Origin of the sequence: Kosakonia sp. R1.Fl (assembly GCF_023516815.1) — a bacterium.
Classification (GTDB): domain Bacteria; phylum Pseudomonadota; class Gammaproteobacteria; order Enterobacterales; family Enterobacteriaceae; genus Kosakonia.
Map to the genome: position 1 here is coordinate 4,432,488 of NZ_JAMGSQ010000001.1, position 13,982 is coordinate 4,446,469.

Below are 13,982 nucleotides of genomic sequence, written 5' to 3' on the forward strand. Positions count from 1 at the left end.
TATCAGCAATGTCCGCTCATGGCACAGCGCTGCCGTTGGTCATTACCTGCACAACTGAAATATGACTACTGAATCTGTGGCGATTAACTGTTGAGTAAAAATAGAGTAGCGCGAAGGGATTTTTACAACGAGGGATATGTGAAGCGGACCCTGGCGGAAAGACTAAGTGACAGGCACAAAAGATAAGAAAGCCGACTCTGCAGAGTCGGCTATTTTTATGTCAGAGCTTGAAGCTACCAACCACGTTTTCGAGCTGGACAGTTTGTTCTTCCATCGACTGCGCGGCCGCCGCCACCTCTTCCACCAGCGCCGCATTCTGCTGCGTTGCGCTATCGAGTTGGTTGATGGCGATGTTGATCTGGGCAATCCCGCGACTTTGTTCATCGCTGGAAGAGCTGATTTCTGAGATCAGCACGCCCACGCTTTCAACTTTTTCCATCAGGCCGTCCATCGTGGTACCCGCCTGACGAACCAGTCCGCTGCCCTGCTCAATGCTGCTCACCGACTCTTCAATCAGTTTTTTGATCTCCTGAGCTGAGCGGGCACTGCGCTGCGCCAGTGAACGAACCTCACCGGCCACCACAGCAAACCCACGCCCGTGCTCACCCGCCCTTGCTGCCTCCACCGCGGCGTTAAGCGCGAGGATATTGGTCTGGAAGGCGATGCCGTCAATCACACTGATGATTTCCACCACTTTAGAGGAGGACTCATTGATGTTATTCATCGTGGAGACCACGTTGTTAACCACACTGGCCCCTTGTTTCGCTACCGCCGAAGCCTCTTTCGCCAGTTTGTTCGCCTGCAACGCGTTCTCGGCGTTAAGGCGCACGGTGCTGGTCAGTTCTTCCATGGACGCTGCCGTTTCCACGATCGAGGCCGATTGATCTTCGGTGCGCGAAGAGAGGTTCAGGTTACCGCTGGCAATCTGGCGCGAAGCCGATGAGATCGCCATCGAGCTACTCCCTACCTGCTGCATTAGCTCATTAAGGAACGAAATAAACTTATTGAAGTTGTTGATAATGGCGTTAAATTCCGGGCTCTTACTTTGCGCAAGACGCTGCGTTAAATCCGCACCACCGCTGGAAAGCGCTTCAATATTACGATTGAGCAACGTCACATTATGGAAAATATTGCGCACAATAATCATCATGATAAAGACGATAAGAATTCCGATAATCGCCTGCACGATGGTGAGTTTGGTCATAATAGCGTCAGACATACTCACCAGGTGGCTGCTCGGAATATCAACCGCCATGAACCACGGACTGCCGCTGATGGGCAGAACGAATAGCGAATGCGCCCCGTCTTCACCCTCATAGCTCCCGCGCACTTCCGTTGTTTTACCCTGACCTAACAGGCTAACTAACGGTGCCGCCGCCGGAATACCGAGATCGCGAACGTTTGACAGCGCGGGTTTATCCTGTACGGAAGAGCCATTACCGACGATTTTACCGTCCGCTTCAACAATCAGTACGCTGCCGTTTACCGCTTTGCCCATGTCGACAGCCAGCTGGTTAAAGAAGCCCAGCGTCACGTCGATGGTCGCCACGCCCCAGACTTTGCCGTCTTTCCAGATCGCCATTGCACAGTTAGTGCGAGGCTGCGGGCTGGCCGCATCCTGATAGGCTTTCGCCCACGCACACTCGCCTTTCGGCGCATTCATGCCGTCTTTATACCAGGGTTGTTCCCAGTATTTTGCCGATTCCGGCTGGTTCCAGACGGTGTTGACCTGCAAATTGCCGCCTGCGTCGCGGGCATAGAAGGTACTGAATTTGTCCCGGGCCGGATCGCGCTGACCAGGAAGAGGCCAAATCCCACCGCCGAATACGTTTAAATCCCCGTATTGGTTAACCAGGTGCGGTAATAATCCGTCGATTTGCTCACTTTGCAGACCGACAACCAGTTCAGTGATGGAGCGTTGCTGAGCCTTAACACGGTTCATCTGCTCTTTAATCGCGTTACTTTGTAATTCAACCGTCGCCTGAATATTTTTGGTTTCAGTTTCAATAATCTGCGGGGAGACGAATAGCTTGATAACAATATAGGTAACTATCAATAAGATAACGAAAAAGCTTATAAGCAGCAGGCCTATTCGGCCCTGGGTATTTTTCCATGTCATAATGGCGGCACTCGTCTGGTTGAATTAGGTGTAATAACGACATTTATTTGAAATTCTTTAATTTAAATCGTGCCGCGTTTTCATATAAAAGCGCATTGCATAGGACAAAATGACGTTTTAGAAAAAAAAACGATCTGCCGCTCACATTTTTAAAATGCCACACATTGTTTCTATAAAAGATAATATCGTCGTAATGCGTTATTTCCCTGGATGAATTTATTTTGCTGATATCTATATTATTTTCATTAAGATGCGTACATTCTGATGAAACTAAACGGTACGGACAGCAACATGCGCGTCCGTACTTTTTTGTCAGGCAAGGTAACAAGATACAAAAGGTATGAAGCTGAAGGACAGACATGACTGCATATTCAAAGTCTGATGCGGCAAGGGACTTACGCCCGGCCTTAGACAAAGCACCCGCTGGCGCTGTGAGCGGTGAATGGGTGTTTATCACGGAACAGGCTGGAGTCGCCTCGCAAAGCGGAGGCTATATGTATGCCGACGAAAGTCACATTACTGCTGACGACCAGGCTTTTCAGAGTGTCTGTAACGTTCAACTGAGTAACTGCCTGTTATTCATTTTTTCTTCAAGAGATTCAGCAACATAAAAGAAATTGAAAAGTGGATGTGAAACACCGGGGGTCTTTTTATCAGCCTCATCCGCTTTCAAAAAATATTCCAGTAAGGTTTTTGGCGTTTTTGCCAGGTTCTCGAACAAATTTACAGGATGCTGCACCACTTTCCCGCCTTCCAGACGAAAGCCATGTTTCAGTCCGGTTGCGGTTACAAAGAATTTACCATCTATACTGCCAAAATCAGGCTCCGGCGTTTTCAACGTCACTACACTGGCCGCCTCAACAATAAAGTTTTGATTCCCTTTTTGCTGATAAACCGAAAACTGTGCGTCGGAAATCTGCTCCATGCCAGCGGCATTTTTGCCGGACTGATTAACGATGCTTTCAATAAATGTAAAGTTTGCCGAATGCGTCGGAGAATATCCGGGGTCCAGTTCATAGCGTAAAAAACCTTCATCCAGAACGGAGCCAGACAGATTACCTCCGTGCAGAATACGTGATGCTGTCGCCTCATCTTCTGCAATAAATTTGTAAGTCAGTACATGCCCGCCGTTGTCATACATATTCCCGTCATTAAGATTTGCCATCACGCCATTAAACATACGGTAATCCCCTAAATCGCGGGCGAGATCGTCCACATAACGCAGATCCGTTCCCTGTTGCTTTGCCTGGGCATACAACCCGGCCAGCGTGTTGCGGTCATTATTGGTCAGAAAATTAACAGAAGACATGCTCATCGTGTCTTTCGTCAGTTGGGTTTGTACAGGTGGAGTGCTGTCCGTATTGCCGAACAGACGGGACATCAGCAGCCCCATCCCGCTGAGAGTCGTTTGCCCTGATGCCGTCGGCGTCTTCGCTGACGTCTGTACAGGCTGAGGGAGAGTGGTTTTTGAAATATCCTCAGAGGTGCTTTGCGTCTGTGTGTATTTCGCTGTAGATGTCGTGATAATCATAAAATCCGTTTCCCCCGGACCTGACAGGTAACGTGGATCCCCGGTGAGTCCATACCGCTTTTTTCCGTAGTACCCCACAATCCGGAACACGGCGGAATTGATACGCTGCGCTTATTGATGTGAAATCGTACATCGATATAACTAACGGCATAAGACCGGATAACTTGAGCGTTTTTCCAGCCAGGAACGATGCACCAGGGCATGCAGGTTGATGCTTTTCCGCCACAGGATGCAGTTCTATAATCATGCGCGGTTCAGGGTAGCGCGGGCTAAACACAGATCGGGCAGGAGATACCCTGCATGACCTGATTCTGATAATGACTTTCGTGATGGCTTTCTGCGCACAGTATGATGTCGTGACGGTCAACAACTAAAGATCTCAAACCATGATAACAGCCGATGAGATTCACTTTGCTGAGTGGCAAATCTGGCCCCAGCTAAGGATCCTGTTGCACCGGGGTAAACCAGTAAGAATTTCGGCCAGAGCGTTTGATGTGCTGGTTGTTCTGCTGAAAGCTGAAGGTAAAGCGGTAAGCAAAGCGGCTTTACTTACTCAGGTATGGGGAAATGAAATTGTCGAAGAAAATAATCTTCAGGCACATATTTCCGCTATACGCCGCGTACTGGGCCATGACCGGTATCTGCTTGTTACTGAATTTGGTTGGGGTTACCGGTTTAATACCCATAGTGTACCGTTGCAGGCTCTCCCTCAGTCCGCACTACCTGCCCCGGTTGTTTCCCCTGTTCTGGCGTCGATTTTAGGGCGCGATAAGGCCGTGCAGGACGTCTGCGCCTTGCTAAATCACCACCAGCTGGTGACGATTATCGGTTCCGGCGGCGTAGGGAAAACGCGTCTGGCGTGGGAAGTCGTCAATCTTGTGCACACGCATTTTCCTGATGGCCTATGCGTGGCGGAACTGGCGCATATCACCGAAGCATCCGGCTTGCTCTCGGTTTTTTCACACGCGTTACACCTTCCGCTGGCGACCGTTGAGCAGGATGCCGATTTACGCCAACAGCTTGCGCAGCGCCAGTGTTTACTGCTGATCGATAACGGCGAACACGTTATTAATGCGCTGGAACCCGTCATAACGTTACTCCTGACGCTGGCTCCCCATATCAAACTGCTGCTGACCAGCCAGCTGGCATTGCAGATTGCTGGCGAGCAACAATATTTACTGCCGCCATTGCCGGTTCCGGAAAGGAAAATAACGGATAACCCGGCGTTAATGTCTTTTGCCAGCGTTCGGCTTTTTATCGAGCGCGTGCAGGCCAACCGCCATGATTTCCATCCTTCAGGCAGTGAGCTGTCGATGATTGGCGAATTATGCCGCCATCTTGATGGCTTACCGTTAGCCATTGAACTTGCCGCCTCCCGTCTGCCTGTCATGAGCGTCAGTGAGATTTATAGCCGGCTGGAGGATCGTTTCCAGCTATTGAGCAACACGCACAGCGTACGGATTCCCCGACACCAGAAAATAGTGGCGACGCTGGAGTGGACGTATCAGTTACTCAACGCACACGAGCAGCAGTTATTCAGAACGCTGGGCATTTTTACCGATACGTTCAGTGTGAAATCAGTTAATGATTTTCTTGAGACTCAGGACAAGCACGGCTGGCAGGTTATTGACGATCTCCAGCGGTTGCTGTCCTTATCTCTGATTCAGGCCACCAATCAAGTGCCTGTAACCCGTTTTCGTCTGCTGGAAACCATGCGCCAGTTCGCCGGCAATAAACTCAGGCAAGCGGGGGAATATGACGGACTTATGGCCCGTTTTGTCGAGTATTATCAAGTCCTGGTGGAGCAGGCACACAATGACTGGCTGATACTGCCAACGGAACAGTGGCGGGAGCGCTATAGCTACATCCTTAATGATTTGCGGCGTGTTTTACAGCAAACATTAACTGAAGGGCGAGATATGTCTACAGGGATTGAGATCTTACAGGCGATGACGCCGTTCTGGGTTGAATATTCCCTTTATGATGAATGCCAGCGTCATATTTATCCGCTGTTAGATGAAAAAAATTCGCAGATTATCTTAACGCAACGCCAGAGAATGCACCTCTGCGCCGCCGCGGGTAAGGCATCGACCTGGGCAAAAGGCCCGACATCGCAAACCCATTCCGCCTGGCAAACCGCACTGACACTGGCAGAAAAGCTCGACGACAACGAGATACGTTTACAAGCGCATTACGGCCTATGGCTGTATTGCCTGCGCACGGGCGAACTGAATAAATCACGTCAGCATGCGCAGTCGATGTATGAACTCGCCCGGGCCATTAATGACGCGGAGGCGCAGGCCACCGGGCTGCGTATTCTCGGCGTATCGCTGCATTTCTCAGGTCAGCATGTCGCTGGTCGTCATTACTTGCAGCAATCTCTGGCCTGGTACGATCGGGAGAGCGTAAGCCGCGCTTTCCGTTTTGGTCTCGATCAGGAGATAGCCGGTCTGGCTTTTCTGTCTCGTTTGCTCTGGGTACAGGGCGAGTACAAAGCCGCAAAACGGATGGCGTGGCACAGTGTGAAAAAAGCCGCGCGATTACAGCATGCCTGCTCGCTTTGCTGCGCCCTGGCGGAAGGCACCTGTATGACAGCCGCGCTGGATCGCAATCCACGCTGGGTGATAAAGGCCGCAAACTGGCTGATTCGTCTGGCAGAAAAACACGATCTCTATTTCTGGAAAACCTATGGCGAGCTGTTTCTTGTCTGGGCCAAACAGTTCAGCCATAGCGATGTGAGTCAAACCACGCTGTTTAGCTCATTGCGAGCGATGGGGCTGGACTGGCAATACTCGCCCTTGTTGTCGGAAATTGATACCCGCCTGGCGCAGCAAACCGCCACGTTGGATCCTGAAAACTGGTGCGCGCCTGAGCTAATGCGCCTTTCCGCCACACAGTTGCCGCCCCAGGCGCAGCGCCGGTTGCTGGAACAGGCGCTGCGCAAAGCGCGTCAGCAGCAGGCGCACGGCTGGGCTCTGCGCATTGCGTATTCACTGGCTACATTGCAGGCGCAAGCCGGAGAAACAGTAGCGGCTAAGCAGTTAATCGAAGATGTTTTACATGATGTCGATGGTTCAGAGAGGGCAACAGATGTCAGCAAGGCTATCGCGCTATGCGCCCGCCTGGGAACGTGAATGTTGACGCCTGATCGCAATAAACATCCCCATCATCACCAGCCCGGCACCCGCTGAAGCGATCAGCGCCCAGCTATGTGTGGCCTCCCACACCCAGGCGGCAGCCAGTGAACCGCCTGCCCCGCCCAGAAACATGATGCTCATAAAGAGTGTATTAAGACGGTTTCTGGCATCCGGGCGCAAAGAATAAATTGTGTGCTGGTTCGCTATCAGTACACATTGCTCACCCGCATCCAGTAGTAAAATGCCTACCACCAAACCCGCCATACTGTTCCAGGCCCAGAGAACGCCCCAGGCAAACAGCATGAGTAACACTCCTAAAACCACCATCCGGAAGGGTCCCTGACGATCGCTAAAACTGCCTGCCAGAGGCGCACACAAAATACCGATTAACCCCAGCGCAGCAAGGCTTCCGGTTACCCCTGCCCCATAACCGTAGCGATGCGCTAACCAGAAAGGGAGCACGGTCCACAGCATGCTGAAAGAGGCAAACAGCATGGCTTGTGTCAGTGTTGCATCTCGCACCTGCGGCTCGCTTTTCCACAGTTCACCTAATGAACGTAACACCGCCGGATAGTGAAACGTGGGTGTCGGCAATGACTGAGAAGGCAAAATGCGCGCGATGAAAAATAGCGCCAGCAATGTCATGACCGCGCCGGAAAAAAAGACGCCACGCCAGTCGAAATACTGACCGATAAGGCCTCCGATAGCCCGGCCAGCAAGAATGCCAGCGAGAACACCGCTCATCACAGTGCCTACTGTTTTACCCCGTGAAGAGACTTTCGACAGAGAGGCAGCAAGCGGCACGATTTGTTGGGCAACAGTTGCCGCCATCCCGGTCAGGAAAGAGAAGCACACCAGCACAGTTGCCGTTGGAGCTAACATCATGCCGATCAGCGCCAGGAAGAGCACCTGCGCCTGACGCAGGATGAGCCGCTGACGCTCAATATAATCACCTAAGGGGATCAGCAAGAATAAACCTGCCGCATAACCTAACTGGGTGGACATGGGGATCAACGAAACAGCAACCCATTCATGGGGAAAGCTAGCCGCGATCAGGTTCAGAACGGATTGATTAAAATAAATATTCGCGACCACCATGCAGCAAATAATCGCCAGCATCAGAATTCTGGCTGATGAAAGCTCAGGGTTCTCCGTACGCACTGATCATACCTCGCTCTACATTCACGCTTTTTTGCAGCATAAGCAGAGGCGGCGCCCAACGCTTTGCGCGTTTTCTTCAGACGTCTGAATTATGTGGCACAAGCGTCTGAAATCGGGATGAGTTAGTAATGGTTCTTATGTTGTTAACGGTGCTGAGTGAGAGGAGTAACAAAATGGATTTAAAACTGACAGGTAAAGTGGCTCTGGTAACCGGAGCGCGAACCGGGATTGGTTTCAGTATTTGTGAAGAGCTGGCTGCAAATGGGGTGCATGTCGTGATGGTATCCAGACAAGAACCGGACCTCATCCTGGCAGCGAAAAAGATCGCCGAGAAGTATGGTGTATCGGCGCTGCCGGTTGCCGGGGATGTGACCGATCCCGGCCTGCCTTCGCGGGTTGTTGAACAAGCGGAAAAGGTTTTTGGGCACGTTGATCTGCTGGTGAATAATGCCGGGAAAGCCCATACAGGCACGCTGTTAACCACCTCCGAAGAGGACTGGCAGCTCATGACTGAGACCAAGTTTTCTGCCATGCGACGCTTTTGCAAAGCAGTGTTACCCGGGATGCAAAAACGAAACTGGGGGCGAATTGTCACTATTTCTTCTATTGGCGGCATCTACCCAAACCCGCAACTTACCGTCTCACATGCACTGAGCGCCGCTATCAACAACCTGACCCGAAGCCTTGCTCTGAGCGTGGCGGCGGATGGCATTCTGGTTAATGCGATTGGCGTGGGTGCTGTCGCGACGGATAACTGGGCGCAGAATATGCTGCCGAATGTCCGCCATCGCCGCCCTGAACTGGCTGATAAAACTGACGACGAGGTGATGACATTACTGGGAAAAGAGAAAACCCCGGTAGGCCGCTTTGGGCTGCCTGAAGATATTGCGGCAATTGCCGCCTTTCTGCTCTCCGAAAGGAATCGGTTTGTTACCGGGCAGACCATTGAAGCATCAGGTGGCGCAGACAGATTTATGTGAATATTTCCCCCTCAAAAGAAGGTGTGAGAGGGGTTAATCTGAACCCGCTAATCAGCATGCCTGGGCCAGCGGAATAAACAGCGCGGACGCCCATTGCCAGGGAAATAATTCCGCGCGTTGTGCAGGAGGAGAATACCTGGCTGCGGGAGAGCCGGTGATAGCAAGAGCGGCTTGCCATCACAGTCGATGTCATATGCAGGCGTGCCGATAAACTGAACGAAGCGTCACCGGCCGCGCGGAAACTGCGGTTATGTTCGCGGCAGCAGGCCATCCTGTTTATCAGGATACCGGGGGATTAACCTACCCTTGTTTAAGGGCCGCGTTGCCTCTATCCATGAACTCACGAACCTGAAAGCCGGCGTGTTAAAGCCCGGTGCCTTCAACCAGTACAAACGTTCCGCTGGCAGCACCTGAACGTAGTGATCTTGCGGCCTGGTATTCCGGACTTTCATAAAAGCGTTTAGCTTCCGCAAAAGAATCGAACTCAAAAACGACATGCCGTTCATGCGACTCTCCTTCAAGATTTTCATACTGCCCGGACCAGGCAATGATCTTCGGATCGAAATTCTGCATGGCCGCCGCCGCCGCTCTGGCATATTCAGCGTAGGCAACGGGGTCTGAAACGGTTACATGGGCGATGAGATAACCTTTATTCATGGGTTTTATCCTTCGTTAGCGGCTGGATATGCCAGCGTAAGTACATAGACAGGTGAGAACGTAAAAGCCTTTTCAGGGGATGATTGATCTTCAATGCATCCAGACAGCGTTGTGCGATTACGCGGTGTGAAAGCAGTCTATTAAGTATTAACATGACCATAAATAGCGGAAAAAATAACGTACTGTTACCCAAAAGGTGAACAATGAAAAATCTGGAGCCACTGATCATTTTTGCGCGCGTGGCGGAAATGAAGAGCTTTACGCAGGCAGCCGAAAGTCTGGGCATCCAGAAAGGACGCGCTTCACTGGTGGTACGTGAACTTGAGCAGGAAATTGGCGCTACGCTACTGCACCGGACAACGCGGACGGTACAGTTGACTGAAGACGGGCGGGTTTTTTATTCGCGCGCCCGCGACTTTCTCTCGGAGGCTGAGGAACTGAAATCCATGTTCTCTCACGGCGATCAGTCATTAAGAGGGAGGATTCGCGTTGATATGCCAGCGGTACTGGCACAAAGCGTGGTGATCCCTGCTCTGCCACAGCTGCTGGAAGCACATCCTGAACTGGAAATCGAACTTTCAAGTACTGACCGCCGTGTTGATCTGGTGCAGGAAGGATTTGACTGCGTTGTGCGCCTCGGTCCCATTGTTGATGAAACGCTTATTGCACGGCCATTGGGGCATCTGCGCATGATCAACGCAGCCAGTCCGCGCTATCTTGATCGCTTCGGTGTTCCGCAGACGATTGATGATCTTCTCAGCCAGGGACACAGGATGGTTCACTATATGCGCAACTTTGGTTCGAAACCTGACGGATGGGAATATCCGGCAGGCGATGGTTACCACTCAGTGATGTTACCAGGCACCATAAGAGTCAACAGCGTACCGGCTTATCATGAGGCGGGGCTGGCGGGGTTAGGTTTAATTCAGGGAGGTTATTCCTCACTTTTACCCCATATAAAAAGTGGCGCACTGGTTGAAGTATTGCCCCATTTTCGCCCCGCGCCGCTTGCTGCATTTTTTGTTGTCGCGCACCGGCGCAACTTGTCGCAGCGTGTAAGAGCGTTTATGAACTGGACAGAAGAAATGTTAAAGCCCTACTTTGACTGATACCGGCATTGATTACCGGTCGTTATTTCACTTCCCCGCCATAGTCAGGTTAAAACTCACCGGGCGTTGTTCCCATTACAGAACGGAATGCCGCGGAAAACGCCGCCGGGCATGAGAAGCCAAGCTGATAGGCGATCTGTTTTACGGGGACGTTATCAGCGAGCAGATCTAAGGATGCGTATATTCTGGCTCGCTGTTTCCATGTCCGGAAGCTGAACCCGGTGTCCCGTAAAAACTGGCGAGAAAAAGTTCGTTCCGACATGTTCGCAATGTCAGCCAGGTCAATCAGCGACGCGTTCCAGCGATGGCTGAATACCAGCTCTCTTGCGGCACGAAATAAACGCGCATCACGCGGCATGGGAAGTTCCGCGCCCCCGGAGGGTGTCTCGCTGAGAATATCCAGCAGTAAGAGCGCCATTTTTCGCTTTATCGGCGCGTTATATTCACCCGTAAAAAGACCATTTATGAGTTCTTTCACCAGTGGCGTCGCGCTAATGGTATGAACCTGGCTGTTTCTGCTGAAGTTTGTACACGCCGCAATCAGGCTACTGCTGACATAGACCGCCCGTAATTCCGTGTCTGACAGAACGCTGTAAGAGTGAACCATAAGCGGAGGGATCCAGAGGGCGCGCTGCGGGGGAATAACCCACTGTCTGTCAGCGGCTTCAACCAGCATAACGCCTCTGGTAGCAAATAATAGCTGCCCTTCAAGATGGTAATGCGGGGGATCGACCTCTCTACGGCGGTAAGAAATGGCCGTGCCTGACCACCCCGTCGCTTCATCATGTCTTGGCGTTTTATCAATGCTGACTGGCATTTCAGATGAGAACCTCTTGTTTACCATGACCCGGCTGACCTTACCCGCGCGACAACGTTGGTGAGGTAAAGCGCGCTTAATTAACTTTATGACCCGTATTACAGGAGCATACATCTGTGCGAGTACATTTCATTGTTCATGAACGTTTCGAAGCGCCCGGCGCTTACGAAACCTGGGCCACGCGTCGCGGCCATCAGATAACCTTTTCCCGCGTTTATGCCGGTCAACCACTTCCCGCAGATGCACGGGACATCGATCTGCTGGTGGTCATGGGCGGCCCCCAGGATCCCTCCGTCAGTGTGGAAGCGTGCGCGCATTTTGACTCTCACGCTGAGCAGGCGCTGATTGCCTCGGCGGTGAATGCAGGTAAAGCCGTCATCGGTGTTTGCCTGGGCGCTCAACTGATTGGCGAAGCATTGGGTGCCCCTTTTGCTCACAGTCCGGAAAAAGAGATTGGCACGTTTCCCATTTTTATAACTGAGAAGGGAGCGCTGAACGAGATGTTCTCTCACTTCGGCAATACCCTTGACGTTGGTCACTGGCATAACGATATGCCGGGGCTTACGCCTGAGGCGGAAATTATCGCCTGGAGCGAGGGATGTCCACGCCAGATCGTCGCGTATTCTGATCGGGTTTACGGGTTTCAGTGCCATATGGAACTGACACCGGAGGTCGTCGAACTGTTGATTGCTCATTCCGAAAACGATTTACGCCGGACCGCTGAATATCGTTTCGTTCAGTCAGCAGACGAACTGCGGGCGAATGATTACAGTGAAATGAACAGGAAATTATTCACCTTTCTCGACAAACTTGCGTCACGTTACGGTCAGTCAAACGCATGACGACATTCATCTCAACGGAACCGGCTCCTGATGTTAATGAACATCTGGCGTTATTTTTACGTTGAGAAAAGCCCCCGGCTACCACTGTATCCGGGGGCTTAGCGACAAATTTACAGACCCAGTTCCGACAGCCCCGGATGGTCATCCGGACGGCGTCCCAGCGGCCAGTGGAATTTGCGTTCACTCTCTTTGATAGGCATGTCATTGATACAGGCGAAGCGGCGTTTCATCAGGCCATTGGCTTCAAATTCCCAGTTTTCGTTGCCGTAAGAGCGGAACCAGTTGCCTGAGTCATCACGCCATTCGTAAGCGTACCGGACCGCGATACGGTTGCCGTCAAACGCCCACAACTCTTTAATGAGACGATACTCAAGTTCCTTTTTCCATTTACGGGCCAGGAATGCTTTGGCCTCTTCACGATTATTGGCAAACTCGGCGCGGTTACGCCATTTAGTATCCAGTGAGTACGCCAGTGAAACTTTTTCGGCATCGCGGCTGTTCCAGCCATCTTCAGCGAGACGCACTTTTTCAATCGCTGACTCGCGAGTGAAAGGCGGAAGTGGCGGGCGGGTTTGTGTTTCGGACATGGTGAAGCCTCCTGTAAATTCGGATATATGAGTAGAAATCATTTTTTGATACGCAGGCGTTATGAAGAGGCCTGTTCCAGCAAGATTTTCGCCACGTCCTTTGCGCTATCGGCGGCGCTGCAATCGCCCATTACGTACGACATGGTGATAGCGCCCTCCAGCAGAATCAGTAGCTGTCTGGCCAGCGCGACAGGTTGCCCGATATTTAATTGCTCAGTGAGTTCGAGCGTGTAATCCAGCAATTTTTGTTTATGCAGCTTTGCTATCTGGCGAACGGGATCGTCAGGGTCTCCCACTTCTCCGGCTGTGTTGATAAATGCACAACCACGAAAGCCTTCTGATTCAAACCAGCCCCTGAGGACAGTGAACATATTCAAAATGCGATCCTGAGGGGTATCGCCTTTATCAGATTCGGTTCTGAACCAGTGCATCCAGCGTTCATCACGCTCATTCAACGCGGCGGCAGCCACGTCATCCTTGGTCGCAAAATAGCGATAAATACTTTTCCTTGCTACGCCTGAGGTCTTGACCAGAAGGTCCATGCCGGTGGCATGAATACCGTTTTGATAGATCAATTGCTCTGCGGTAGACAGGATTTTTTCTCGGGTATCGGTCGTTTTCTTGTTCATGCGATAAAGGTAGAACGATCGTTCTACTTCGTCAACCCTTTTCTCAGAAAGAACTTTCGAAAAAGAAAAAAGCCGTCCGTGAGTGATAACGAACCACTAGCTGTTTTTAAAACGCGGATGAACTGGAGGCGAGCTCTACGGGCACGCAGACGTCGAACGCGTCGAATTGAACGTCTGTCATGAGTGGGGAGCGGATATTAATCGTGCGTTTTATCATTCCCGGGAATCATCTTCAACGGACTGTTTTCTCTGTTTAACTGGCAGAAATTCCCGCGCTGAATGTCCTACCTTCTTACTCAGTATTTGTCCCTTTTATTTATGTCATGAATGGCTAATATCACAACGTCTGAGCAGACGTGCCGATTCAAATTCGTCGTAATGGCGCTTTATGACATCGGAATAATAAACAGAGA

11 protein-coding genes are annotated in these 13,982 nt (G+C 51.4%); 4 read left to right on the forward strand and 7 right to left on the reverse strand.

The genetic code is table 11. The features are described from left to right. Positions 1-220: 220 nt before the first annotated feature. Together M8Q36_RS20970 and M8Q36_RS20975 are read right to left on the reverse strand one after the other, a co-directional pair. Positions 221-2,119, reverse strand: a complete 1,899-nt coding sequence (locus M8Q36_RS20970; protein ID WP_249882232.1) for a methyl-accepting chemotaxis protein — start codon at positions 2,117-2,119, stop codon at positions 221-223. Positions 2,120-2,675: 556 nt separating this feature from the next. Next, the gene (locus tag M8Q36_RS20975; protein WP_249882233.1) at positions 2,676-3,650 is read right to left on the reverse strand and encodes a hypothetical protein; all 975 of its coding nucleotides are present in this window, start codon (positions 3,648-3,650) and stop codon (positions 2,676-2,678) included. A 386-nt stretch (positions 3,651-4,036) separates the two neighbouring features. Here M8Q36_RS20975 and M8Q36_RS20980 point away from each other — a divergent pair, with 386 nt between their 5' ends. Continuing rightward, positions 4,037-6,784: an ATP-binding protein gene (locus tag M8Q36_RS20980; protein ID WP_249882234.1), complete on the forward strand. Its 2,748-nt coding sequence runs from the start codon at positions 4,037-4,039 to the stop codon at positions 6,782-6,784. Here the strand turns inward: M8Q36_RS20980 and M8Q36_RS20985 are convergent. Beyond that, entirely contained in the window at positions 6,761-7,948 is a 1,188-nt protein-coding gene (locus tag M8Q36_RS20985; protein ID WP_249882235.1) for an MFS transporter, read from the reverse strand. The genes M8Q36_RS20980 and M8Q36_RS20985 overlap by 24 nt on opposite strands. A gap of 173 nt (positions 7,949-8,121) precedes the next feature. Between M8Q36_RS20985 and M8Q36_RS20990 the strand changes: the two genes are divergently transcribed. Continuing rightward, the gene (locus M8Q36_RS20990) at positions 8,122-8,928 is read left to right on the forward strand and encodes an SDR family NAD(P)-dependent oxidoreductase (protein WP_249882236.1); all 807 of its coding nucleotides are present in this window, start codon (positions 8,122-8,124) and stop codon (positions 8,926-8,928) included. A gap of 363 nt (positions 8,929-9,291) precedes the next feature. On the opposite strand, the gene M8Q36_RS20995 is transcribed toward M8Q36_RS20990, so the two are convergent. Then, positions 9,292-9,585 carry a DUF1330 domain-containing protein gene (locus M8Q36_RS20995; RefSeq protein ID WP_020457383.1) on the reverse strand — a complete coding sequence of 98 codons (294 nt, stop codon included), beginning with the start codon at positions 9,583-9,585 and terminating at the stop codon, positions 9,292-9,294. 203 nt (positions 9,586-9,788) lie between these two features. On the opposite strand from M8Q36_RS20995, the gene M8Q36_RS21000 reads away from it, so the two are divergent. After that, a complete protein-coding gene (locus tag M8Q36_RS21000) occupies positions 9,789-10,694 on the forward strand; it encodes a LysR family transcriptional regulator (RefSeq protein WP_249882237.1) in 906 nt (301 codons plus the stop codon). Between the two features lie 49 nt (positions 10,695-10,743). On the opposite strand, the gene M8Q36_RS21005 is transcribed toward M8Q36_RS21000, so the two are convergent. After that, positions 10,744-11,511, reverse strand: a complete 768-nt coding sequence (locus M8Q36_RS21005) for an AraC family transcriptional regulator (RefSeq protein ID WP_249882238.1) — start codon at positions 11,509-11,511, stop codon at positions 10,744-10,746. 116 nt (positions 11,512-11,627) lie between these two features. Between M8Q36_RS21005 and M8Q36_RS21010 the strand changes: the two genes are divergently transcribed. Further along, the gene (locus M8Q36_RS21010; protein WP_249882239.1) at positions 11,628-12,353 is read left to right on the forward strand and encodes a type 1 glutamine amidotransferase; all 726 of its coding nucleotides are present in this window, start codon (positions 11,628-11,630) and stop codon (positions 12,351-12,353) included. 110 nt (positions 12,354-12,463) lie between these two features. On the opposite strand, the gene M8Q36_RS21015 is transcribed toward M8Q36_RS21010, so the two are convergent. Both M8Q36_RS21015 and M8Q36_RS21020 read right to left on the reverse strand, forming a co-directional pair. Continuing rightward, positions 12,464-12,940, reverse strand: coding sequence for a nuclear transport factor 2 family protein (locus M8Q36_RS21015; RefSeq protein WP_249882240.1), 477 nt, complete (start codon positions 12,938-12,940; stop codon positions 12,464-12,466). A gap of 59 nt (positions 12,941-12,999) precedes the next feature. Continuing rightward, on the reverse strand, positions 13,000-13,569 hold the full coding sequence (locus M8Q36_RS21020) for a TetR/AcrR family transcriptional regulator (protein WP_020457379.1): 570 nt from the start codon (positions 13,567-13,569) through the stop codon (positions 13,000-13,002). Between the last annotated feature and the right edge of the window lie 413 nt (positions 13,570-13,982).